The organism is Parapedobacter pyrenivorans (genome assembly GCF_014636865.1).
In the GTDB taxonomy this organism is placed as follows: Bacteria; Bacteroidota; Bacteroidia; order Sphingobacteriales; family Sphingobacteriaceae; genus Parapedobacter; species Parapedobacter pyrenivorans.
In genome coordinates, this window is the sequence record NZ_BMER01000001.1 from 1,157,671 (window position 1) to 1,180,839 (window position 23,169).

Consider the following 23,169-nt stretch of genomic DNA (forward strand, 5'->3'; position numbering starts at 1 on the left):
TCATTAATCCAATTGCGGTAAAACCTGCTCAATACGATCGCGGTACCCTTCATATTGCGGCGGCAGTTTCAAGCCGCTTCCCAATTCGGACACGGCCTCATCGGTTGCAAACCCCGGATTATCCGTAGCGATTTCAAACAATACGCCACCCGGTTCGCGGAAATAGAGGGAATAGAAGTAATTGCGGTCTATTTTTTCGGTAATGTGAAGTCCCTGTTCGATCACCTTTTCTCTGAAATGCATCAGGGTAGTCTCATCTTTGACGCGGAATGCCACGTGGTGTACCGACCCGCCGGCCACCACCCCAATAGCTTCACCCGGCGCTTCAACGATATCCACAAGGGAGGCCTCCTTTACGGCATCGGTGATAAACCGGTGCCGGTTTACTTCATGTGTCAGCGAGTGGTAGCCAAAAATCTCGGTGAGCACCCGCGCCGTAGCGTCCATTTTATTCGTGGTAATGGTGATGTGGTGGAAGCCACGGATTGCATGTTCGACATTCACCGCATCGGTTTGCCACGGCATGCGCGTATCCGGTGTTTGCGGTACGGTGAGCTCCAGTTTGAGTCCGTCGGGGTCGAGAAAGGTCAGGTATTGTTCACCAAATTTCTCAGCCACATTATTGAGGATAACATTGTTGGCTTCGAGGCGTTGTTTCCAAAAATCAAGGCTTCCGGATGGCACAGCATAGCCAATTTCGGTGACCTGTTGGGTACCCCGCCGCCCCTGCCTCACGCGATTACCCCACGGAAAGAAGGTGAGGATGGTGCCCGGAGTGCCTACCTCGTTACCGAAATAGAAATGGTAGGTTTCGGGATCGTCAAAGTTGACGGTCTTTTTGACCAACCGTAGGCCCAGCACGCGTGTATAGAAATCGTAGTTGCGCTTGGCATCGCTGGCGATGGCGGTGATGTGATGTAAACCCAAGATCCTGTTGTCCATGATATTGTTCCTTTCTTTTCTTTATTGGTACAAAGGTAAGGCGGCCCGTTTCCTCCTACATTAATCTAGGACAAGAATCGAACGGAATGGTTTTCGGCAATGAAATATATGTTTCCAATGCAAATTTAGGTAAGTTTGTGAATGGGTGATTTTTATCTGGATAAGCAGACGATCGCTGACCTGCAATTGTTTGATGACAGTAAGGGCAGTGTCTTCGCATGTTTTAACCAAACCATTACCTACGGTGGGGAAGATGCCCTGCGCGACCTTTTTGGCAAACCGCTCACCGATCGCGATCGCCTCCAGAAGCGTACGTCAACTATTAGATTCTTGATGGACAACGTGGAGGAGCTTGTATTTGATAAAACTGCGGTGGATTTTGTGGATTATTACCTGAAACGGCCCGACCGACCTAAGTCATTTTCGGTCTACACGGGTATTCGCAATGCCGTTTTGCATTTTTTTTCGCCCAACCAGGCTTACTACACCAAGCGCCGGGGTATCGCGGAATTATTCGACATGTTGGCCTTCATCGCAAAACTTTGTGAAGCTTATCCCCCCGTTGCTGATAGCCCATTGCTGGCGGACCTTCGGGAGTCTCTTGGAAAGCTAACCAGACACCCTTTACTTGCGGTGTATGTAGCGATGCCCCAGAAGCGCATCAAGCGATATGCTGTGGAGCGAATGGATTTCTTGCTGCGAAAAAAATACCACGAGGAGGCTCTTGCACTGCTGGAGAAGGTCTATATGTTGGATGCCTACTACGCCATTGCAAAGGCTTCCAAAACCATGCATCTCACGTTTCCTGAATTCCATGAAAATGAAAGCGTGGTGGTGGAAGACGTTTTCCATCCGTTAATCGGCAACCCCGTGGCAAATAGCTTATCGCTTACCGGCGGTCAGCGGGTAAACTTCGTAACCGGTGCCAATATGTCGGGAAAATCTACGTTGATGAAGGCTATGGGCATTGCGGTTTACCTTGCCCATTTGGGTTTTCCAGTGCCTGCTGCGCGGATGCGGACATGCATACTGGAGGGACTCGTCACCACGATTAACTTAGCGGACAATATCAATGAGGGCTATAGCCATTTTTATAACGAAGTGAAGCGGGTGAAGCTCGTCGCGGAGCAGATTCGTCAATCTAACCGCCTACTTGTCATTTTTGATGAGCTGTTTCGCGGCACCAACGTCAAGGATGCCTACGATGGCTCACTCCGTATTCTGCAGGCATTTTCCGGACTCAATAAAGGCTTTTTTGTCATTTCTACGCATATCGTTGAGGTCGCCCATGCGCTTGCTTCAAATGAAAAGATTAAATTCAACTACCTACCAACCCACATCGCCGATGGAAAGCCGGTATTTGACTACCGCCTGCGTGAAGGCATTACGGACGATCGCATCGGTCTATGGATATTGAAGAATGAAGGGGTCTTTGAGTTGTTGGAGGGAGATCTGCCGACGGCAATAAATTGATTTGAAAATTCATGAACAAAACAGCCAATACCAATTTGATCATTGTTACCGGAGGGCCGGGTATGGGCAAAACTTCCGTTATCAACCACTTGGAGACTTTAGGCTATCGGTGTATGCATGAGTCGGGTCGCACGATTATCCGTCATCAATTGGAAACTGGCGGTACCAACCTGCCTTGGATGAACCGCGAAGGTTATGCAAATGACATGTTTAAACAAGCCCTATTGGATTACAGTGCTGCGGTGGAAAGTGGATTACTGACGTTCTTCGATCGCGGTCTCCCGGATGCCATCGGCTACTTGACACTGTGTGGTTTGCCGGTGCCGAAGGCGATGTCCACTGCTGCCGAACAATATCGTTATTTCCCAAAGGTATTCATTACCCCACCCTGGGAGGCCATCTATCATGGCGATGACGAACGGAAACAATCTTTTGCCGAAGCTGTGGCGACGTACGAGGTGATGGTGGACACGTATGGAAAGTTGGGGTATAAGCTCGTGGAGTTGCCCAAGCTGTCTATTGAGGAGCGGGTAAAGTTTATGATAGACTCATTATCTTACAGCTGATCCGATCACTGATATTGGATATAAATCGGCTGGGGTGTGAGCTTTAGCACTTCTTCTAATGTCATCATCCGGTGGGGTGTCGGTATCAAATCATTTTTGTAAAAGAATTTGAATCCCGTAAATTGGATAGGTTCACGGAAAACATAGGTATGATACGTGTTTTTTTTCAGGGCGGGAGCACCCCAACCATCCATATCGATGACAACCTGTACTTCCGGCCGTAACGTTACCTGATCGTAATTTTTTACCATTCCCTGTGTAAAACGATGGACAACCAATACTTTTGGTGGCAAGCTATGCACCCGCACGAGTTCTGCGAGATGCGCTGTGGCAAAATTGATGTCTGCGGCCGAAAAATGGCCAATCCGTTTGCCGGGGGGCAGGTCGTCTTTCATGGAAAATTCGGGGTCTATACCCAGATGCACATGCGGCATGCGAAGAAACGTATCCAAACGAGGGAGCTCTGCCTCCAGCGTGCTAAATCCAACCTGAATGTCGAGAAACACGAGGGCGTCGCGCTTTTCTGCAATGCGGAGCACGGAGTCGATCTGGCTAAACGGCATGCGGGCACGGTATTTGCCATCGCGGCCGGCACTTCCCTGGGCGGTCACAGCAATGTAATGTAACGCCGGAATAGCTTCGGTGGCCGTATCGGCAGTGTTCCAGGCTGCCACCTCCTTGTCGAGTTTTGCTAGCATTTCCTTGGGTGGCAGTTCACCCAGGATTCCCATCCTCGCCGAATAGAGATTGCCATAAAAAGCCACTATACGCTTGTAAGGTAAAATCGCGCCCTGATGAGGTAAAGGTTGGTCGGCCACGGGCCAGCGCCCTGTAGTATCACCGTTGGCCAATACCTCGAGCTTGGCTTGGTATGACGCAGCATCGATACCCAAAGGCTCTGCTGCTGTTGTATCCGCTGTCGCCACGGAATCCTGCACGGATCCATCTACGGGCTCCTGGGCAGATGCCTCGGTTACATAGCCGCCATTAGTTGTGGACTGGCAAGCACTGAAAAATAACGACAGGCTTAAGCCGACAAGGCACAATCTAAGATAACGGGTAGACATCGTATTCATCCCTGCAAAGAAACACAAAAAAAGGAAATATATAATCCTTATGTTTGTTGTGCAACACGGTTCCTTATGTTTACATCCATCAATGACTACGTAAATCGTTGCGGTGCCTTTTCGCCGGAAGATATTGCGGTATTCAACAGTCTGCTCAAGCCCAAATCCATCAAGAAGAAACAACTGCTGCTACGTGAAGGCGAAATATGCGATTTCGAGGCTTACATTGTAAAGGGGTGCCTCCGTACTTTTTATATCGATGAAAATGGAAGCGAGGTCATTCTCCAGTTTTCGGTGGAGGACTGGTGGGTGGGTGACATTGGTAGTTTCCATGAGCGTACACCCACTTTGTTGTATGTCGAAGCAATGGAGGACAGCGACCTGCTGATGCTCAATCCGGCCCGCAAGGAAGAATTGCTAGCCAGGGTACCCCAGTTCGAACGGGTGTTCCGATTGATGATTCAACGTCACTTATCGGCATTAGAACACCGTCTTATCCGCACGATTGCCAAAACAGCCGAAGAGCGCTATGTGGAATTTATAAAACAATATCCAAAGATTGCCTTGCGGGTACCGCAACACTACATTGCATCCTATTTGGGTATGACACCCGAATTCTTGAGCAAAGTGCGACGGCGACTGGCTACGCGCAGAGATTGATCAGTTTTCCGGTTGCCTGGAGATTTTAATGGACTATATGCAAAAAAAACGGCGCCAAGTACCTTTCTTAGTGCCGTCTTTTGCTTAAAAATTAAACAAATAAAATAGGTTTATAACTGGTTAGCGAGTTTTTTCCTAGTTTAAAGACTTGGAAGTCTATCATCAATTTATGTTTACAATATCGAGTAATTCACGATTCATTGACTTCTTGCAAAACAAGCTAAAAGCGTTTGAATCAAACCATTTCCCCTGTCGTGGCTACAAACGTAATAATATAAACGATTACAGCAAAGGTTTTTTTTAAAAATAAGTGAGTCAACACTTACCCTACGATGAGCTTTACCCTTTTAGCAGCGGGGAAACGTTCTGACTGGTATTTTTAACTTGGCCTTAAATTCCTGGCAAAGCGGATAATTTGCAACAATATTAAGGTGTCCGGACTTCCATTGCGGGAATTTATCGATAACATACGCGCTAATACCAAGCATTTTACTAAGTTTGGCGTTGAAATAAGGCCTGTATGAGCTGCTGTTCAATAATTCATACAAGCCTCATCATCGAAAAAACAAATCTAGAACGATGAAAATTTGGCAAAAAAATACCGATGTAAACTCATTTGTAGAGGCATTTACCGTAGGCAACGACCGCGTGTTAGACCTGGAGTTAGCCTCGGCGGATATCTTGGGCTCGCTGGCGCACACCCGGATGCTGCACCACATCGGACTCTTAGATAGCACGGACCTGGCTTCGGTACAGGCCGGTCTTAAGGCATTGTATCGGGAGGTGGAGGCTGGCCTATTTGTAATCGAAGATGGGGTCGAAGATGTACACTCTCAGGTGGAACTCCTGCTCACCAAGCGCATCGGTGAGGCGGGTAAGAAAATACACAGCGGCCGCTCGCGCAACGATCAGGTGCTCGTGGATCTCAAGCTGTTTTTCCGTGTAGAGATCGAAAGCCTGGTAAAAAGTACGCAAGCATTGTTTGATCGGTTGATGGCCTTGAGTGAGCAGCATAAAGCGGTGCTCTTACCCGGCTATACGCACTTGCAGATCGCCATGCCTTCTTCGTTTGGGCTCTGGTTTGGCGCTTATGCGGAGAGCTTGGTTGATGACTTGGCGGTGTTGCAGGCGGCGTGGAAGGTATGTAATAAAAATCCGCTGGGTTCGGCAGCAGGTTACGGATCTTCTTTTCCGCTCAATCGCCGGATGACTACCGAGTTGCTCGGTTTTGACGACCTCAATTACAATGTGGTGTACGCGCAGATGGGCCGGGGAAAGACCGAACGCATCCTGGCTCAGGGCATGAGCGCAATCGCGGCTACATTGGCCAGGTTTGCGATGGATGTATGTCTTTATATCAATCAGAATTTTGGATTTATTTCCTTTCCGGATCACCTGACCACCGGATCGAGCATTATGCCCCACAAGAAAAATCCCGATGTTTTTGAATTGGTGCGCGGGCGCTGCAACAAAATACAGGCACTCCCCAACGAAATTGCATTGATGACTACAAATCTCCCGTCGGGCTATCACCGTGATTTACAGTTGCTCAAGGAGAATCTCTTTCCGGCGTTTCGGTCACTGAATGAATGTTTGGAGATCACAACGTTCATGCTTGAGCATATTCGTATCAAGGAAGGCATCTTGGATGATCCCAAGTACGACTACCTGTTTAGCGTGGAGGTAGTGAATGATGAGGTGCTTAAAGGCGTGCCATTCAGGGAGGCATACCGTAATATTGGTTTGGCAATCGAAGCCGGTACGTTTAAGCCGCAAAAGGCGGTAAACCATACCCACGAAGGCAGTATTGGCAACTTGTGCAATAGCGAAATCCGACAAGCTTTTGGCCAAGCAGTAGGAAGTTTCGGCTTCGATCGTGTCCATGAAGCGTTGAGCAAGCTATTGGCGGACAGCCAATAGCCGCAGCTACATGCTGCGCTTATTTCAACACGGAAAACCGATACCTGGTCTCGGACTGAAATACTTGGCCGGGCAGAAGCAACGTGCTCGGAAAGTCGGGGTGGTTGGGCGCATCCGGAAAATGCTGGGTTTCGAGACAGAATGCACCATATTTCCCGTATGGATTCCCCTGTCGCCCTATGTCTTTCCCATTGAGGAAGTTGCCCGTGTAGAGCTGTAGGCCGGGCTCGGTGGTCAATACATCGAGCCGGATACCCGTGAGGGGCGAATGAATGGTGGCTGCAAGGGTAGGAATGCCTCCTGTAGCCGGATTCAACACATAATTGTGATCATAGCCGCCGTTTGCGCCAGCCAACTGGTCATTTGCCGTTTTGATATCCTGCCCGATGGATTTAGGTCCCCTAAAATCAAAAGGCGTATTTTCTACAGCCTCCACGACGCCGGTAGGAATTTGCGTCTCGTCTACCGGGAGGTACTTATCAGCAGGTATCTCCAGGATGTGGTCGAGCACATCACCATTTCCCTCGCCATTGAGGTTGAAAAAAGCATGGTTGGTGAGGTTGATTACGGTAGGTTTGTCGGTTTCGGCCCGGTAAGAGATAACCAGTTCGTTTTCATCGGTGAGTCGGTATTTAACCATCACCGATAGCCTGCCCGGAAATCCCTCTTCACCGTCGGTAGATACGTAGTAAAAATCGACCTTTTCTTTATACACCACACGCCGGTCCCACACCTTGCTATGGAATCCGCCGGCTCCGCCATGCAGTGCATTCGGCCCGTTGTTGGGTTGGACAGAAAAAGTCTCCCCATCGATGGTGAAGCGGCCACTTGCAATCCGATTGGCGAACCGGCCCACAGTTACGCCATGATAAGGCTCTTGCGCGGAGAGGTAGCCTTGTATACTATCGAACCCCAGCACGACATCCGTAGGGTCGCCCTGCTTGTCGGGTACGATTAAGCTCACGATGCGGGCGCCATAGTCCGAAAGGGCCACGGCTACCCCCCTATTGTTTTCCAGAACAATCAGGTGTGTATGCTTACCAGAAATCTGATGGTCGAAAAGGTGCTCCTCAGGTAGTTTGTAGGGTTTCATAAATCAGGTTCGTTTTTAATCGTTGTTTATTAGACTGGTGCCGTCCGATATCTTTGCGACGTAGACCTGTGCTTCCCGGCCGGTTTTCTTGGCGTACGCTTCGGCTATCTCGCTTACCACTTCTTGCACGCTGCTGGCTTTCACTAAGTTGATGGTACAGCCGCCGAACCCGCCGCCCATCATGCGGGCACCCAGCACGGCATCGTTGCCCCTTGCCAGGTCGACTAAAATGTCGAGCTCACCGCAGCTTACTTCATATCGGTGTTGGAGCCCGTCATGTGTCTCAAACATCCGCTTTCCGAACGTTTCAAAATCATCCTTTTTCAGGTCTTCACATCCATCCCGTAGGCGTTGGATTTCGGAAACCACGTAGTGGCAGCGGTTGTATACCACCTCGTCTATCGGCTTCACATACTGCTCCAATTGCGCAAGGGTGGCATCACGAAGGCTTTTCACATCAGGACAATGCTTTTGAATAAGCGTTACGCCATATTCACACTGCTCACGGCGCTCGTTGTAGGCGGAGGAGGCCAGTGAGTGTTTCACTTGTGTGTCGAATAGCACAATCCGCAAATCTGGATTGTTGAAGGGTATATACTCGTGAGTGAAGTCCGCGCAATCCAACTTGATGAGCCGTTGTTCCTTTCCGAATACGCTCGCAAATTGATCCATTAACCCACATTTAACACCCACAAACTCGTTCTCGGCGGCCTGCGCAACGAGGGCGATGTCCAACGGTTGGATATCCAGTTGAAACAGTTCGTTGAGTGCAAATGCAGTAGCACACTCCAGTGCTGCGGACGAAGAAAGCCCCGCGCCCTGAGGGATGTCCCCACCAAATGCCAGATTGAACCCACCCAACGTATGGCTTCGTTTGATCAGCTGCTGCACCACGCCAAGAATATAATCAGGCCATAGCAGCGGAGACCGTGCCAGGGTGTCTAATGTCGCTGTGTGGGACTGCTGTTGATCCAAGGAGTATAGCTGTATAGCGTTATCTTCACGTTTGCCAATAGCTAAGATGATGTTTTTGTCTATGGCAGCCGGCAGTACCAGCCCGTTATTATAGTCGGTATGTTCGCCGATTAGGTTTACCCGTCCGGGAGATCGCACCAATATAGGCGTGCCATCAAAAAGCTCGTTATATTTTTCATATACTGAATCCCGCAGGGAAGTTGCCGTTGTCATGTCCATTTGCCGTCCTATAAAATCGAGCGCTAAAAGTACAATAAAAAACAGGCCGGTGCAAACGGTTGCCTGAACGGAATCATGCCGCTTCGGTTTTCTTTTTCCATTTCCCAATCATCCATATAAAAATCAGGAAGCAAAGTAATGTGATTAAATAACTTATCGCGTTCTGTAGCAATGACGGATACTGCTTGGGGGCGGTAATGATAAACAGGGCATCGTTGGACGGCTGGGTATTGATACCGCCTGTGCTTGAAGAAAACAAATTGTGCGCCGCCCAATTATTGCCTAAATGAATACCGATTGGAAAGTACAAACTTCCTGATTTTAGCAATGCCGTCGAAAACAGCCAATGCCCAAATCCTGTTGTTATCAGCCCGAACATCATGCCGTAGTTTCCCCAAGCATTAAATGCGATCCAGTGCCATATCACAAAAAGGAAAGCAAAAATCAAATTAGCCCCTAGGATTCCTGCCTGATCAACCGTCCGTTTAAAACAATATCCCCTAAAGATAAGCTCTTCGACAAGCACTGCCGGAAGAAGTAGCAATGCACCCTTAGTTATCAATAGGTATTCCGCATGCGTATTAACCCGGATGTGCATTCCATTATGGAGCATTTGTGTACTAAATAGTACGCTGAAAAACAAAATGCCGATAATGATCCCCAAAGGAAGGAAATGGATACGCCTGCGTTTGAAGTTAAGGCCAAGTTCCGATAAATTCTGACTCTCCCGCCGATATAACAGCCAGCTGAAGAGCAACAGCAGCAGTGCCGACAAAAGGCTTACGCCCGTCGAGTAATCTAGGAGTAAGCTTGGCACAAAGGGAACCGCAAAAAAGAGAATGGACAGAAGTGATATCGTAATTACCGGTTTGGTGTTAAGTAGTTTTTCCATCGTAAAGCAAATGTACTATCTTTGGGTAGCTCAAACGGGCGTCATTTCACAATGACGTATATATGGCGTCCCGTGTCGCATCTTTCACTGCAAAAACGATGGGCAATTACCATAAAGAGAAAATTTCCAACCTGGTGAAGGAAGGCCGCGCAAGCAAAGGGTATACGCAGCGAGAGCTTTCCGAAATCATTGGCGTAAGCCTGAGATCCATACAGCGAATTGAAAATGCAGACGTGTTGCCGCGGGCATATACATTAAAATTATTATCACAGCACCTCGGTCTCCCGCCAGATATATGGCACGAAAACAACCCCACTCCCGACAAGACACTAGCCCAGCAATCCGGACTTGAATCATTTCACTTCAGCGCTTCCGATCGGCGGCAGCTCAATCATAGACAAAGGCTTATTCTTACTTTTGGTATTGGAATCCTATTGACGTTACTTTTGGCGGCATTTTTAACGCAGTCCTCCGCTTTCCCCGAAACGGATTTTGAATTTTTGTTGCTGTTGACGAGCACAATATGCCTTTATACATTAATCCTTCTTTTCATCTGGAAGTAGCCGAGTTGTTTCAACACCCAGCTGCATCGTTTTTATCAACTTTTATTTAAAAATAGTGCGGATGGGCTTTTCTAGATGAAACCAGAAATGAGCGTCGGCGGTGCAATCCAAGGCACTGCGGGTCACGGGATAACAAGATGATACGCTACAACAAACGGAAAAAGACCCCGGCGAAAATGTGATGCATATAATATGCATCGGTTTAAAAAAGGAACACCCGCCGAAGGGCGGGTGTTTGTGGGAGCTACTGGGTTCGAACCAGTGACCCTCCCGACAGTATGTCGGGATGCTCTGAGCCAGCTAAGTTCCTGCGATTAGATTTTCCACCATTCTTCGGCTCTTCCATGATTTTATTTCACGTTCGCGGGCCATTGCCGCAGTCTTGGAAGTGATGGCTTCGTGGTATACCAAGTGCCAATCGTCGGCTTTTCCGGTGAAGCCCCTGTGCTGGGAATTGTGGCGCCTGAGCCGTTGAAGAATGTCCTTGCATGCGCCGATGTAGTAGCGGTCGAGCCTCGTCGAATAGATGATATACAGGTAATGCATCGGTTTAAAAAAGGAACACCCGCCGAAGGGCGGGTGTTTGTGGGAGCTACTGGGTTCGAACCAGTGACCCCCTGCTTGTAAGGCAGGTGCTCTGAACCAGCTGAGCTAAGCTCCCATTTGTTTTGCTCTTTTGTTCGTGACCCTCCCGACTGTATGTCGGGATGCTCTGAACCAGCTGAGCTAAGCTCCCTTATTTGGGTCTGCAAATATAGTGCAGTTACGGGACTTTCAAAATTATTTTTTCATTTTTTATACCTACTCAAATTGACAGCTATTAAACGGAATTGCTAAAGCGGGGTACAGTGCATTAATTCTTCTTGCCAGGTAGGTGCAACAATCCACTTTTATTTGTGTCTATATAATTGTAGTTTTACACCTCCTTGTTAGGTACTTGCTTAATGCCTTTCAAGCCTCATTAATTTCCACGCATATGAAGCATTCGCGCATATTAATCGTAGACGACGATTCTGACGTACTAACCGCCGTACGCCTATTGCTTAAACAACACGTTGGAGAAGTCATTACCGAACATAACCCCGAGCAGATTCCTGCTATACTCACCAAAGAGACGCTGGATCTGGTATTGTTGGATATGAACTTCAAAAGCACCATCAATACCGGCAATGAGGGGCTTTATTGGCTTAATCGCATCAAAACAATCAAGCCAGACCTGCCCGTGGTCATGATTACGGCTTATGGTGCTATCGATTTGGCGGTAACATCGCTCAAACAAGGGGCGGCGGACTTTGTGGTCAAGCCCTGGCAAAATGAACAGCTGATCGCGGTCATTACGGGCTTGTTGTCAAAAAAGGACCGCAAAAAAAATGCTGAAAACAATGTAGGGGCCGATTTGGAGCTTATTGGCAAGTCGGAAGTGATGCAAGACCTACTTTATAAAGTCAGCAAAATTGCACCCACTGACGCCAATATACTCGTACTGGGTGAAAACGGAACGGGTAAAGACCTGATCGCAACTGCGATTCACAGGCAATCCAAGCGTGCCGATAAACCATTTATTAAGGTAGACGTGGGCGCATTGACGGAAAGTCTATTTGAAAGTGAACTTTTCGGGCATAAAAAAGGAGCGTTTACCGATGCGCGGGAAGATCGCGTAGGCCGATTTGAGGCTGCTAATGGCGGCACACTTTTCCTCGATGAAATCGGTAATATTTCACTCCAACAACAAGCTAAGCTGCTGAGCGTATTGCAAAACAGGCAGGTTATACCGCTCGGTAGCAATACGCCTATTCCGGTAGATATCCGGTTGATTTGCGCTACCAATGTGCCATTGGCTGACCTGGCCAATGAAAATCGCTTTCGAAAAGATCTCATTTACCGCGTCAACACGGTAGATTTACAGGTGCCTCCCTTGCGGGAGCGCGATGAAGATACCATCCGGATAGCGCGGCATTTCCTCCATAAGTATGCCGAAAAGTACATGAAATCTGCTGGAGACTTTGATAAACGCGCAGAGCAGAAACTACTCAACTATCACTATCCTGGGAATGTTAGGGAGCTGCAATATAGTATCGAGCGGGCGGTAATCATGGCTGAAGGACAGATTCTGGGGGCAGATGATCTCATTTTCTCACCTATTGAGCAAGCACCGAAAAAAAGCGAAAATCAACAAGCGGTTCCTGCACAACACAATCTTGTCGAGCTCGAACGCCTTACGATCGCTAACGTGGTGGAAAAACATGGGGGAAACATCAGTAAGGCAGCCAAGGAATTGGGGATTACACGGACGGCCCTATATCGTAGGTTGAGCAAATACGATATCTAAGGATGCGGCGGTTCAGGCGGTTGATTTTCTTTCGGGCGATCTTGCTTTTGGTGGCGCTGACCGGCTTGGCTTATTTACTATTTAAGGCAGCATATCTCTATGCCGTATTGCTCGGCCCCATTTGTATCTGGTTGCTGGCGCTCAATTTCCGGTCACAGTTGCGAGCGTATCGCGAATTGGAAGAATTCGCTGAAGCAGCGCGCTACCGTGATTTTACCCGCCATTTCCCACTGAGTTATGCGAAGGCGGAACTGCTGCCCCTGCGAAGCGCATTCAATGAGATTAATGCTGTTTTCAAAAAGATAAGCGGTGAGCGCGAAACACAGTATCAATACCTGCACCAGATACTGGAAATCGTGGATACCGCAATCCTCTCTTTTAAAATCGAAACCCATGAAGTGGTATGGATGAATGATGCATTTAAAAGGCTTTTCGGTATTCCCTATTTGCATCGCTTTGGGGGGCTCGAACGAAAGAACGAAGACCTGTACCAGAAAACGATGCAATTGGTGCCGGGGGAACAAACCCTGCTCAGTGTGAATTCCGCAAAAGGGAATATAAAACTGCTGCTCACGACCAGTCATTTCCAGACCCCGGAGGGTAAATTCCAGCTCGTTGTCTACCAAAATGTCAATGAGGCCATCGATGAGACAGAAGCTAAAGCATGGCAAAAGCTGCTGAGTGTGCTTACGCATGAAATTATGAATTCCATCGCCCCGATATCATCCCTCGCGGACACGCTGAAAAACCGATTAGACCATCTGCCCAATAGCGAGGAATTGGAGGATATCCGGTTGGGAACTGAGACCATCAAGCGTCGCAGTGAGGGGCTCCTCAAGTTTGCCGGTACATACCGATCGCTTAATAAGATTGAACGACCAAGCCTGAGTAAGGTGTTTGCTGCCGACCTGTTTGAAAATCTCTACCAGCTCATGGAACCTTCAATCCTTCAAAAAAACATCGAATTAGATATCATCTTGAAAGATACCCGATTGCAGTTAGAGCTTGACATCAATCTCATTGAACAAGTGTTGATTAACCTGCTGCTCAACGCCATGGAGGCCGTGAAGGAAAAGGAGGATGCCTACATTTCCCTTTCGGCCTCCGTCAGTGATGGTAAGCCGAAAATCAATGTGAGTGATAATGGGAAAGGAATCCCAGCTGATTTGCTGGAAAATATTTTTATTCCATTCTTCACCACCCGCAAAACGGGAAGCGGAATAGGGCTCACGCTGAGCAAACAGATTATGCTGTTGCACGGTGGAAATATCCTTGTACATAGTGAAGAAGGGAAAGGGAGCGTCTTTACCCTCCAGTTTTGATGTTAAAAAAAAGCGCCACCGAAGCGACGCTTTTCCAGATACTAAAACAAACAGTTCATACTTTATTAAGTAATTTACCGTTCTTTTTCAGCCTACCGTGGGAGGTATTGCTATATCGTTAATCCTTTTTTGAATTCTGCCGATAATACATATCCTATACGATAATACTGTGCCAATACGTACGGATGCTACTGAGAACGAAACGAAGTTTCGAGAATAGTGTCCATGCGTTTGAAAATCAGTGAGATTTTCTATCGGACAAGTTGGCCGACGTAAGCTAGTAGCCATAATTTATCGCGCCGTTTGCAATGCGCTTAACCACACAATGTAGAACTAATTCCCCAAAGTGTTGTTTTCTTCCGTCTTCCATAGCAACTTGCATTTAAACCGGGAGTTAGCTAAGTTTGTACGGTGAATGCATCAGTGATAAACAGGAAATGGAATGAATTGCAAGCCGATACAGCGAAGCACTTTGAGATGGAAAAACCCGACATCAAAGTGATGTTATTCCTCATCGGCGTGCAAGAGTTGGGAAAAGGCCCAATGAAATTCAACAAAAGGCAGAAGGAAGAATTAATGCATATTGCCACCTGCAGGCTTTTCAGCGAGATGGGCTTTTATGAGCTTGAAGGGCTGGATCAGGATGGGTGGCCGCATTGGCAGCTCATCAAACCCATACCCAATTACACCCTTTTGGAACAGGAAATGGTAATCAAATCGTTGATTATTGATTATTTCGAAGAAGCGGTTTAATAACTGACATCCGTTACATAGCTATACGGGATTCAACGATTCAAAATATGAAGAAACTACTTTTGCTCATCGTATTCGCCGCGTGTCATACGTTGCTCCACGGCGCTCCACCGCATAAATACGTACGAATCACGACGACCAATGGCGATCTCCTACTAAAATTATATGATGAGACACCCCTACATCGCGACAACTTTGTGAAGCTGGTGCGCGAAGGTTATTATCAAGATTTGTTATTTCATCGTGTCATCCAGCATTTTATGATCCAGGGCGGCGATCCCAATTCCCGGTATGCCGCGGAAAAACAGCGCCTGGGCGAAGGAGGGCCGGGTTACACGATTCCCGCAGAGTTTAATGATAGCCTCTTCCACAAGAAAGGCGTCATCGCCGCAGCGCGCGATGACAATCCGGAAAAAGCATCTAGCGGATCCCAGTTTTATCTGGTACAGGGGCGTACATTTACCGACCGAGGTCTAGACAGCCTCGAACAGCTCCGACTGGGAGGGCGCAAAATCCCACCCAATCAACGTGAAGTATATAAGACACTTGGCGGTACCCCGCACCTCGACCAAAGCTATACCGTTTTCGGCGAGTTGATTTCGGGCACGGCCGTTGTCGATAGCATTGCGGCGGAAGGAACCGACCGATATGATAGACCGCTAAAAGACCAAAGAATGGATATGTTTCTTCTTACGCGCAGGGAGGCTATTAACCTTGAGCGCGAACAGGCCGGTTTGGAACCCCGAAACGGTATCTTCACTAAATTTCTGGATTTATTAAAACCCAAGTATTAGTCGCGGAGCTCTGGTCACTTTTCCTTTTTGCCAAATACACGCTTAAAGAAGCCGCCGGTCTTCTCTGATGCTTTTTTTGCTTCCTCTGCCGCATTCATTAGCCGCTGCTCGCGTTCCGGGCTGATGCCTGCGCACTCCTTGATGCCTTGAAGGAGACTCTGCCAGAGCGTCTTAAAAAAAGAATACGTCTGCGGGCGAGCGTAATTGATGCGACCGGTATGGTATTGGCCGTTGGCATCGGGATTGCTGTCATTGATAATGAAGCTGTTAGCGAGAAAGGATACGGCCTTCATCGACATTTTTTTCCCATCTTCATCGGTGGTGAGCAGGTTGAGTCGCATGTTGTCATAGTCGAAGCGAAGGGATCCGCGCGATCGATGATCGTCTGCCTTTACATCGAAACGCACTCCCCGGATATTAGCTCGAGCCACTTCTGCGTTTAACAACGGGGTGATGATGCGGTTGAGTGATTGACCATTCATCGGGCCGAGCTTCCCTTTGTAGGTATGGCCTCCCTTATCGTCAAGGAGGTCGAAGGTAAATGCCACATCCAGTTTGCCGGTGTTCATCAGGTAAGCAGTAATGTCGGCGGCCATGGTGCTGTTATGCAGTAAGGAAAGCGTATCATTCGTCACATTTCGGAATACCCCATTCACACGATCGAAGGTAATCTTCCCTTCCTTTTTGTACTTCCTGCTCACCTCGGAGTAGCTGATAGCTATATTGTTCAGCAATAAAGAATCCAGCTTTATCGGTTGCTTCAATTTCATAAGCAACTGGTGCGGAGATTTACCGATCTTGTTGGTTGGGTGCTTGGGGTACCTTAAATCATTGGATATGGCTACCGTGCCACTGTCGATATGCAGGCTTCCGGCATGGATTTTTTGATTTTTAACAAATTGCTGAAGGTCGATATCCTCCAAGCGGATCATGGGGAATGCCATGACGGCCATGTCCGTTGCTCGCTGTTTTCGCTTGTAAAACTCCTCCTTACTCATACGTGGCGCATATTTCAGTCCCGTCAGTTTCACTTGCTTGTACAATGTTGCGATTTGCAACCGATCAAAACTCACATAATAGAAGCTGTCTGGTGTCTCATACCGGAAGCCTGGCATTTCTATATCGATAGCCCGGGTATGATAGAACCGGGTCGAATCAAATTGAGAAAGCGAATCAACAAGGATATCCCTCACCTGTACGTTGAGGTTTTTTAAAGCGGTTTCATTGACTGTTGAGTCCGTTTTCTTCGAAAATTTGAACTGGATATTATTTAGCTGGATGGCGGCTACACTCACCTCGTTCAGTAAACCGGATATTCGCTGGTAGAGTGTCCGCATATCACGCTTGGTCGTGACGGTATCATTGTAAGCGTGGTATTCGCTGACGATATGGATGGTCGGCGTATCGATGATGATGCCCTCAATGTTAAGCTTACGATCACTCAGAATCCGGCGGGGGTGGAACTGTCTTATCCGCAGATTCGCGATGCGGATGTTATAAATATTATCAGGGGCCTGTTCCAATTGTACCAGCTCCGCGTATCTATTTGTATCTGCGGTCAATCGCAGATTTTTAATGGAGGCATTCCCTGTGATCAGGCTAAAGTCCAATCCATCGTAAGCGATAAGGTACAGGCTGTCTGTGGCGCTAATAATGGTTTCCTTAATCTGTGCGTCCAATATCGGCTTCCAGTGCCTGCTTAAGTACCACGCTCCGACCGCAACGATAACCAGCAAACCGGCAACGATGCCGATTATCCATTTCCAGATTGGCTTCATACAAAGTAACGTTAGCTGCTATAGTCCTTGTGTTTTTTGTTCCACCTTCAATCGTATTGACGGAGAAACAATAATTGGTTATGAATGTTTTCGTAAAGATATGGATTTATCGCATAAAAAAACGGAGAACCGCCTCTTTCGATTTGAATTCTCCGCTTTTAACCTTAAGTACAACCGTAGTTGTAAATCAGGTATCAAGTCAAGTATCTTAAGTCGGTATCCGTTTCATGTGTCTGCCCGTTAAGGCTTCTCACGTCGTCATACAGTTTGCCATTTATTGCTTCCTCCGTAGAGGTAAACAGAATGAACAAACCCCACAGCGTATGTTTTGATCGGGTCACACACTCTAAAGCAGTTAACAATCTCCGTCCGGTATGATACCTTTGAGAGCCGATCCATCGCTAAAGTCATCTGAGGTGGTAGCCTTTCGGCGATACTCCTTCTTGCGATGCTTATTTCAGGCGATTCAAAGAACTTCGTACTTGATATTGACTAAGGTATGTAATAAAAGCCTATATTTCAATAAAATAACGATTTATTTTATTAACAAGTTTTCCACCCAAAAGAGGCCGGTTATCAACAGCGCGTTCGTATCCAAAACCACCGCCTGGCTTACCGCGTGACCTCTAAAGGCACACGTTCTCCACATTTTGGTATCATGGGTTATTAACACGGAAGGCGATAGCCGAAAGACCCAACCGAACAATTTTCTGCCTGATGACGCACTTTGAGAGACTGCGCTGATGAAAAAAGTAGTAATTTTATACTTTCAATTATGAGATAAGGAAAGCAGGTATTACCTATGGCGGCACTCCGCAAGATTTTCGTTTTAGACACCTCTGTCATCTTGTATGACCACAATGCGTTGAACAACTTTCAGGAGCACGATGTGGCCATTCCGATCCAGGTGCTTGAAGAACTCGATAACATGAAGGGCGGCAATGAGACCCGCAACTTCGAGGCGCGCAGTTTTATCCGGCTGATTGACGAACTCTCCAGGAAGAAGTTGATTAACCAATGGATTTATCTGAATGGGCAAACCAAGGGCAAATTCCGGGTTATTCTTTCTGGAAGAGAACAGAAGGTTGATGCAGTTGAAATTTTCGGTAATGAAAAGTACGACCATCAAATCATCAATGCGGCGCTTATCTTGATGGCTGAAAACCCGGATAAGAAAGTGGTATTGGTTTCAAAGGATATTTGCCTGCGACTTAAGGCAAAGGCATTGAACCTGCTCGCCGAGGATTACGAAACCGGGAAGATCAAGAATGTGGAGGAACTTTATACCGGGAAAACCCAGCGCAGCGATTTTCCGGATGCGATGATCGAGCAGTTGAAACAGAAAACCCCGGCAGCTGCCGACAATATGGTACTCGACCATATCGGCGCCAATCAATTCTACGTACTGAGACACAACCGGAAAACACTGCATGCATTCTATCATAAAAGCACACATACCTTCACACCGGTCGCAGCGGCTACCGTGTTTCGCATCAAACCCCGAAACCGTGAACAAGCCTTTGCACTCCATGCCTTGCTTGATCCCGCCATCCGGCTGGTAAGTATACAGGGCAATGCAGGCACAGGAAAAACACTCTTGGCGTTGGCAAGCGCGCTGGAACAGCGAAAAAACTACCGGCAGATCTACATCACCCGGCCGGTCGTTCCGCTAAGCAATAAGGAAATAGGTTTTCTGCCTGGCGATGCCAAATCCAAAACGGATCCGTTCCTGGCTCCCATTTGGGATAACATCCGTTTTATCAAAGAACAGTTTGCGGATGATGAAAAGATGCTTGGGAAAATAGATGAGTTGATCACCACGGAAAAGATAGCCGTTGCACCACTGGCGTTTATCCGTGGGCGTACGCTTACCAAGATTTTCTTCATTGTAGATGAAGCGCAGAATCTTACTCCCCATGAGATCAAAACCATTATCTCCCGGGCAGGCGAGCACACCAAGATTGTCTTCACGGGTGATATTTATCAGATCGACACCCCCTATCTCGATGCCGAAAGCAACGGACTCTCCTACCTCATCGAAAACGTGAAGGATCACCCCCTGTATGCGCACATCACTTTGCAGAAGGGCGAGCGAAGCGAGCTGGCCAATCTGGCAAATGACTTGCTATAGCGGGGCTACATCGTTGCGATCCGCCACTCCTTTGGGTAGTAGTTATTGATCCGGTTTGGGAGTAATTTCACCCAACCCAATGTGGCATGCTGATAGGTGGCAAGTGCCCATCCCTTAAGCCCTTGGCTATTGATGGCAGGATCCAGGTTGCCCTTACGCAGGTAGTCCAGGGCCTGATTCTTAGCTAGTGCCAACACAGGAATATCGGGGTGGCGCGCCAGGCTCAGTGCGAGATCGTGTGCGGGAATAAGATCACCCTTGGCAGGCCGCCCTACACGCGTACCGGCACTCCGGAGATAAAGCATGCGCTGGAGGATGTGCAGGTCTGCTTCTCGATCTTTGGGTAGGATATGGATATCTTCGCCAACGGTGAATGTGAAGAAGTCGTCGGCATTGGAAACCCAGTTGCGCAGTGCTGGGGTGATTGTTTTTTCCGCTTTAGGCTTGCGACGGTCGAATGTCGATTGCTTGCTTGCCTTCCGGAAAGCTGCGAGGAAAAACCCCTCCCCACGCAGCTTGTGCGGATAGAAACGATAGCCCGGGCAGGCGTGCTTGTCAGATCGCGTTTGTTCGATTCCCCACGCCTCAGGGGTGGACAAGGAAAGCGGTTCCATACCCTGGGTTTCGCATAGCCAATCGGCGATATGTTCATTCTCCTCTATCGAATAGGAGCAGGTCGAATACAGTAAGATACCACCTTCCCTGAGTGCGGGCAGGCTATCGGCCAGGATACGCCGTTGCCGCTCACTGCAAAGCTGTACGACGGCTTCTGACCACTCGTTTATGGCCTGGCGATCTTTGCGGAACATGCCGGAACCGGAACACGGAGCATCCACCAACATGACGTCTATATAACCGGGCAGGTGGCGGAATGCGGACGGATCGTTATTGCTGACAATCGTGTTTGAATGACCCCAGCGAATGAGATTGTCCGCCAATACCGTCGCCCGTGCCTTGATAAGTTCGTTGGCGATGAGCAAGCTATCGCGGTGGAGGTAGGTGTTGAGCAATGTACTCTTTCCACCGGGTGCCGCGCACAGATCCAAAGCAATCAGCGGCCGTTCATGCAGCCCCAATACCTTGATGGCATGAGCGACAAACATGGATGAAGCTTCCTGTACATAATAGCGGCCTGCGTGGAAAAGTGGATCGAGTGTGAATATCGGACGTTCTGGAAGGTAGTAGCCTGTATCACACCAAGGCACCTGGTCCGAAGAGGTGTCGAGTTGACCGGGCTTTGCCGGATTGATGCGGATGGAAGTAAGACCGCCTTCCTTTTCATGCACGGCTTCAAAAGCCGCTGTGTCGAACCCGGCCAGGCTTCCCAGTTTGCGCACCAATGCGGGCGGGATGATGTTGCTCATGCAGGACAAAGCTAACATTTTTTCAATTTTATTTTATACATGGAATCTGAGGATATTTGTGTGGTTTGGTTTCGTTTCCGTATTACTATTGGAAAAATAAAATTTTTGCCCTAGGTTTGTCTTAGCATACCCAATAGTAATCCCGTTAAAATTACCGGACATATTCTTTTACAATGGCTATTAGAATAGAAGTTTCCAATGCATTAATTTCACAACTTCAGCAAGGTGATGAAACGGCATTTCGAGCAATCTATGATCAACTGCACGAACGTGTTTATCGGATGTTACGCGCATTGGTGAAAAACCATGAACAAACAGAAGACATCTTGCAGCAAACATTTGTCAATTTGTGGGTAAACCGAGCCAAGCTCAACGAATCGCAACCATTGTATCCATATATCTATCTTACCGCCAGAAGACTAGCTATCGACCATTTCCGAAAAAAAATCAATGAAGCTGATGCGCTTTCCTACCTTAAACAGCACGTCGGTGAGCAACACGATTGCATATCGGAATCGTTCGCGGCGGCAGACCTTCAACGGTTTACCGAAGCGGTAATCAAAACACTGCCACGGCAACAACGGACAGCTTTTCTACTGAGCCGGAATGAAGGGCTATCTTATGATGAAATCGCCGAACGCATGCAGATTTCAAAAAATACCGTAAAGAATCACCTGATTGGCGCCTTAAAGCAACTCAAAAGACATTTTGTAGAAAATGATATACTTTATGTCTATTTTCTCTTTTTCCTGAGTTGAATACGGTTTTCCTCAACTACTATACTCCCATAATACGCCAATTCAGGGCGTTTCGAAAAAAGTTTCGGGCAACTAGTCCTTGGACGACCCACAGCCGTTTATCTATATTAAAGTAACCAAGGTTGTAAACCGAATATACTATAAACATGAGTTTCGATAAAGAGCGGCTTCGCTATTTGCTTGAATCGTATATCGTAAATAACATCAGGGAAGATGAATGGACAGAATTGAAAGCCTATGTTCAGCATGCCGCCGACAATGAAAACTTATATGCCATCATTGACGAGCTATGGGCCGAAGTAGACATGCAGGCACCGATGTCTATCGCAAGTGAAGCCATCTATCAACGTATCCTGAAGGACCCCGATGTATTGGCAGACCCGCCGCGGTCTATCGGCGGCCAAGCCAAAGCGATTCAACGCCTCCCCTGGCGCTTGGCCGGTGCGGTGGCGGCCATATTGTGTGTGGCTTTCTCGTTGTTCTATATCGTTCGGCTTAGTCCGATACCCGATTCCAACCCCGATTTAGTACGGATAGCCGATCCTGCTCAGGCAATTTTACCCGGAGGAAATGTCGCTACCCTTACCTTGGCAGATGGCAGGATCATCAAATTGAATGAGATTGATACCGGTAACTTAGCCAATGAGGTGGGTGTGCGCATCATCAAATCGGAGGAAGGCTTAATTTTCTACCAAGCTGCTCGTGGTGCTTCGGCAAACAGGGAAATCACTTATAACACGATTAACACACCCAAGGGCGGCGAATACCGTGTGGTGCTCCCCGATGGCACGAAGGTGTGGTTAAATGCCGCCTCTTCTTTACGATACCCGACCTCATTTACCGACGATAAACGGGAAGTAGAATTAATGGGGGAAGCCTATTTTGAAGTGGCCAAAACTAAAAGCAGACGGACAGCGGGCGGATCGAAAAGCAAGGTAAGCATGCCCTTTATTGTGAAAACAAAAGCCCAGGCGGTGGAAGTCCTCGGTACCCATTTTAATATCAATGCATACGATGACGATGGGACGGTCAAAACGACACTGTTGGAAGGCCGTGTAAAAGTATCGTTAACTAGTGACGGACAAAATGATGGTCCGTACCGGATCCTGAAGCCCAACGAACAGGCGGTCCTAACATCAACTGATGGGGGAATTCAGGTCAATAGCGTGGACCCTGCCAATGCAATCGCTTGGAAGAACGGCTATTTTGCTTTTGATAACGAGAACATCACTGAGGTGATGAGTACCATCGCACGTTGGTATGATATCGATGTAGACTACCAGGGGGACGTGAGCGGCAAAGTCTTCGGAGGAACCATATCGCGGTTCGAATCTTTTGAAAAATTATTGGAAACGATTGGATTGACAGGAACGATTCAATTCAAGATTACGGGAAGGAGGGTAACCGTTATGACTTAGCGAGTGAGACCATCAGGTTTAAGGCTTGCAAAGAACCAATCAAGGGCGTTGCACCGCCCCGGATTGGCTATGGCTTTAAACCATCAGGATTCAATAAAAAAGATTTGGAAACCATTTTTATAAACCCTATTCAAATGTATAAAAAAAATACC

20 protein-coding genes, 2 tRNA genes and 1 pseudogene are annotated in these 23,169 nt (G+C 47.8%); 13 read left to right on the forward strand and 10 right to left on the reverse strand.

What is annotated here, in order from left to right:
* Nucleotides 1-3: 3 nt before the first annotated feature.
* The gene (locus IEV98_RS04535) at nt 4-942 is read right to left on the reverse strand and encodes a ring-cleaving dioxygenase (protein WP_188504708.1); all 939 of its coding nucleotides are present in this window, start codon (nt 940-942) and stop codon (nt 4-6) included.
* A 141-nt stretch (nt 943-1,083) separates the two neighbouring features.
* Between IEV98_RS04535 and IEV98_RS04540 the strand changes: the two genes are divergently transcribed.
* Both IEV98_RS04540 and IEV98_RS04545 read left to right on the forward strand, forming a co-directional pair.
* Nucleotides 1,084-2,415, forward strand: a complete 1,332-nt coding sequence (locus tag IEV98_RS04540; protein WP_188504709.1) for a MutS-related protein — start codon at nt 1,084-1,086, stop codon at nt 2,413-2,415.
* Nucleotides 2,416-2,426: 11 nt separating this feature from the next.
* Nucleotides 2,427-2,981: an AAA family ATPase gene (locus IEV98_RS04545; protein WP_188504710.1), complete on the forward strand. Its 555-nt coding sequence runs from the start codon at nt 2,427-2,429 to the stop codon at nt 2,979-2,981.
* A 5-nt stretch (nt 2,982-2,986) separates the two neighbouring features.
* Here IEV98_RS04545 and IEV98_RS04550 read toward each other — a convergent pair whose 3' ends face one another.
* On the reverse strand, nt 2,987-4,048 hold the full coding sequence (locus IEV98_RS04550; protein ID WP_229738568.1) for a hypothetical protein: 1,062 nt from the start codon (nt 4,046-4,048) through the stop codon (nt 2,987-2,989).
* Between the two features lie 75 nt (nt 4,049-4,123).
* Between IEV98_RS04550 and IEV98_RS04555 the strand changes: the two genes are divergently transcribed.
* Together IEV98_RS04555 and argH are read left to right on the forward strand one after the other, a co-directional pair.
* The gene (locus IEV98_RS04555; RefSeq protein WP_188504712.1) at nt 4,124-4,708 is read left to right on the forward strand and encodes a Crp/Fnr family transcriptional regulator; all 585 of its coding nucleotides are present in this window, start codon (nt 4,124-4,126) and stop codon (nt 4,706-4,708) included.
* 579 nt (nt 4,709-5,287) lie between these two features.
* The gene (argH, locus tag IEV98_RS04560; protein ID WP_188504713.1) at nt 5,288-6,628 is read left to right on the forward strand and encodes an argininosuccinate lyase; all 1,341 of its coding nucleotides are present in this window, start codon (nt 5,288-5,290) and stop codon (nt 6,626-6,628) included.
* 19 nt (nt 6,629-6,647) lie between these two features.
* On the opposite strand, the gene IEV98_RS04565 is transcribed toward argH, so the two are convergent.
* The 3 genes from IEV98_RS04565 to IEV98_RS04575 form a co-directional block, all read right to left on the reverse strand.
* Nucleotides 6,648-7,721, reverse strand: coding sequence for an aldose epimerase family protein (locus IEV98_RS04565; protein ID WP_188504714.1), 1,074 nt, complete (start codon nt 7,719-7,721; stop codon nt 6,648-6,650).
* Between the two features lie 15 nt (nt 7,722-7,736).
* Nucleotides 7,737-8,915: a galactokinase gene (gene galK, locus IEV98_RS04570; RefSeq protein ID WP_229738569.1), complete on the reverse strand. Its 1,179-nt coding sequence runs from the start codon at nt 8,913-8,915 to the stop codon at nt 7,737-7,739.
* A gap of 73 nt (nt 8,916-8,988) precedes the next feature.
* On the reverse strand, nt 8,989-9,807 hold the full coding sequence (locus IEV98_RS04575) for a CPBP family intramembrane glutamic endopeptidase (protein ID WP_188504715.1): 819 nt from the start codon (nt 9,805-9,807) through the stop codon (nt 8,989-8,991).
* 98 nt (nt 9,808-9,905) lie between these two features.
* Between IEV98_RS04575 and IEV98_RS04580 the strand changes: the two genes are divergently transcribed.
* Complete coding sequence (locus IEV98_RS04580; protein WP_188504716.1) at nt 9,906-10,370, forward strand: helix-turn-helix transcriptional regulator; 465 nt, start codon at nt 9,906-9,908, stop codon at nt 10,368-10,370.
* Nucleotides 10,371-10,438: 68 nt separating this feature from the next.
* A pseudogene (locus tag IEV98_RS24685) lies at nt 10,439-10,552 on the forward strand (hypothetical protein); the annotation flags it as partial.
* 56 nt (nt 10,553-10,608) lie between these two features.
* Here the strand turns inward: IEV98_RS24685 and IEV98_RS04590 are convergent.
* The 3 genes from IEV98_RS04590 to IEV98_RS04600 form a co-directional block, all read right to left on the reverse strand.
* A tRNA-OTHER gene (locus IEV98_RS04590) sits at nt 10,609-10,679 on the reverse strand.
* Complete coding sequence (locus tag IEV98_RS04595) at nt 10,671-10,916, reverse strand: GIY-YIG nuclease family protein (RefSeq protein ID WP_188504717.1); 246 nt, start codon at nt 10,914-10,916, stop codon at nt 10,671-10,673. The genes IEV98_RS04590 and IEV98_RS04595 overlap by 9 nt, the downstream gene beginning before the upstream one ends.
* A 40-nt stretch (nt 10,917-10,956) precedes the next feature.
* Nucleotides 10,957-11,031 (reverse strand) — tRNA-Val (locus tag IEV98_RS04600).
* A 315-nt stretch (nt 11,032-11,346) separates the two neighbouring features.
* Between IEV98_RS04600 and IEV98_RS04605 the strand changes: the two genes are divergently transcribed.
* From IEV98_RS04605 to IEV98_RS04620, 4 genes are all read left to right on the forward strand, one after another.
* Complete coding sequence (locus tag IEV98_RS04605; protein WP_188504718.1) at nt 11,347-12,699, forward strand: sigma-54-dependent transcriptional regulator; 1,353 nt, start codon at nt 11,347-11,349, stop codon at nt 12,697-12,699.
* Between the two features lie 2 nt (nt 12,700-12,701).
* Entirely contained in the window at nt 12,702-14,021 is a 1,320-nt protein-coding gene (locus tag IEV98_RS04610; RefSeq protein WP_188504719.1) for a sensor histidine kinase, read from the forward strand.
* Between the two features lie 411 nt (nt 14,022-14,432).
* Nucleotides 14,433-14,774: a hypothetical protein gene (locus IEV98_RS04615; RefSeq protein ID WP_188504720.1), complete on the forward strand. Its 342-nt coding sequence runs from the start codon at nt 14,433-14,435 to the stop codon at nt 14,772-14,774.
* Between the two features lie 47 nt (nt 14,775-14,821).
* Nucleotides 14,822-15,568 (forward strand): peptidylprolyl isomerase, encoded by a 747-nt coding sequence (locus IEV98_RS04620; RefSeq protein ID WP_188504721.1) that lies wholly within the window; start codon nt 14,822-14,824, stop codon nt 15,566-15,568.
* A 14-nt stretch (nt 15,569-15,582) separates the two neighbouring features.
* Here the strand turns inward: IEV98_RS04620 and IEV98_RS04625 are convergent, their stop codons facing one another.
* The gene (locus IEV98_RS04625; protein ID WP_188504722.1) at nt 15,583-17,346 is read right to left on the reverse strand and encodes a hypothetical protein; all 1,764 of its coding nucleotides are present in this window, start codon (nt 17,344-17,346) and stop codon (nt 15,583-15,585) included.
* Between the two features lie 802 nt (nt 17,347-18,148).
* Here IEV98_RS04625 and IEV98_RS04630 point away from each other — a divergent pair.
* Nucleotides 18,149-19,477: a PhoH family protein gene (locus IEV98_RS04630; protein WP_188504723.1), complete on the forward strand. Its 1,329-nt coding sequence runs from the start codon at nt 18,149-18,151 to the stop codon at nt 19,475-19,477.
* Between the two features lie 5 nt (nt 19,478-19,482).
* On the opposite strand, the gene IEV98_RS04635 is transcribed toward IEV98_RS04630, so the two are convergent.
* Nucleotides 19,483-20,841: a methyltransferase RsmF C-terminal domain-like protein gene (locus IEV98_RS04635; RefSeq protein WP_188504724.1), complete on the reverse strand. Its 1,359-nt coding sequence runs from the start codon at nt 20,839-20,841 to the stop codon at nt 19,483-19,485.
* A gap of 173 nt (nt 20,842-21,014) precedes the next feature.
* Here IEV98_RS04635 and IEV98_RS04640 point away from each other — a divergent pair, with 173 nt between their 5' ends.
* Complete coding sequence (locus IEV98_RS04640; protein ID WP_188504725.1) at nt 21,015-21,599, forward strand: RNA polymerase sigma factor; 585 nt, start codon at nt 21,015-21,017, stop codon at nt 21,597-21,599.
* Nucleotides 21,600-21,745: 146 nt separating this feature from the next.
* On the forward strand, nt 21,746-23,017 hold the full coding sequence (locus IEV98_RS04645; RefSeq protein WP_188504726.1) for a FecR family protein: 1,272 nt from the start codon (nt 21,746-21,748) through the stop codon (nt 23,015-23,017).
* The last annotated feature ends 152 nt before the right edge of the window (nt 23,018-23,169 follow it).

Coding starts and splice junctions, on each gene's coding strand:
- IEV98_RS04535 (WP_188504708.1), bottom strand. CDS start 942: ATGGACAACAGGATCTTGGGTTTACATCACATCACCGCCATCGCCAGC.
- IEV98_RS04540 (WP_188504709.1), top strand. CDS start 1,084: ATGGGTGATTTTTATCTGGATAAGCAGACGATCGCTGACCTGCAATTG.
- IEV98_RS04545 (WP_188504710.1), top strand. CDS start 2,427: ATGAACAAAACAGCCAATACCAATTTGATCATTGTTACCGGAGGGCCG.
- IEV98_RS04550 (WP_229738568.1), bottom strand. CDS start 4,048: ATGTCTACCCGTTATCTTAGATTGTGCCTTGTCGGCTTAAGCCTGTCG.
- IEV98_RS04555 (WP_188504712.1), top strand. CDS start 4,124: ATGTTTACATCCATCAATGACTACGTAAATCGTTGCGGTGCCTTTTCG.
- argH (WP_188504713.1), top strand. CDS start 5,288: ATGAAAATTTGGCAAAAAAATACCGATGTAAACTCATTTGTAGAGGCA.
- IEV98_RS04565 (WP_188504714.1), bottom strand. CDS start 7,721: ATGAAACCCTACAAACTACCTGAGGAGCACCTTTTCGACCATCAGATT.
- galK (WP_229738569.1), bottom strand. CDS start 8,915: ATGGACATGACAACGGCAACTTCCCTGCGGGATTCAGTATATGAAAAA.
- IEV98_RS04575 (WP_188504715.1), bottom strand. CDS start 9,807: ATGGAAAAACTACTTAACACCAAACCGGTAATTACGATATCACTTCTG.
- IEV98_RS04580 (WP_188504716.1), top strand. CDS start 9,906: ATGGGCAATTACCATAAAGAGAAAATTTCCAACCTGGTGAAGGAAGGC.
- IEV98_RS04595 (WP_188504717.1), bottom strand. CDS start 10,916: ATGCATTACCTGTATATCATCTATTCGACGAGGCTCGACCGCTACTAC.
- IEV98_RS04605 (WP_188504718.1), top strand. CDS start 11,347: ATGAAGCATTCGCGCATATTAATCGTAGACGACGATTCTGACGTACTA.
- IEV98_RS04610 (WP_188504719.1), top strand. CDS start 12,702: ATGCGGCGGTTCAGGCGGTTGATTTTCTTTCGGGCGATCTTGCTTTTG.
- IEV98_RS04620 (WP_188504721.1), top strand. CDS start 14,822: ATGAAGAAACTACTTTTGCTCATCGTATTCGCCGCGTGTCATACGTTG.
- IEV98_RS04625 (WP_188504722.1), bottom strand. CDS start 17,346: ATGAAGCCAATCTGGAAATGGATAATCGGCATCGTTGCCGGTTTGCTG.
- IEV98_RS04630 (WP_188504723.1), top strand. CDS start 18,149: ATGGCGGCACTCCGCAAGATTTTCGTTTTAGACACCTCTGTCATCTTG.
- IEV98_RS04635 (WP_188504724.1), bottom strand. CDS start 20,841: ATGAGCAACATCATCCCGCCCGCATTGGTGCGCAAACTGGGAAGCCTG.
- IEV98_RS04640 (WP_188504725.1), top strand. CDS start 21,015: ATGGCTATTAGAATAGAAGTTTCCAATGCATTAATTTCACAACTTCAG.
- IEV98_RS04645 (WP_188504726.1), top strand. CDS start 21,746: ATGAGTTTCGATAAAGAGCGGCTTCGCTATTTGCTTGAATCGTATATC.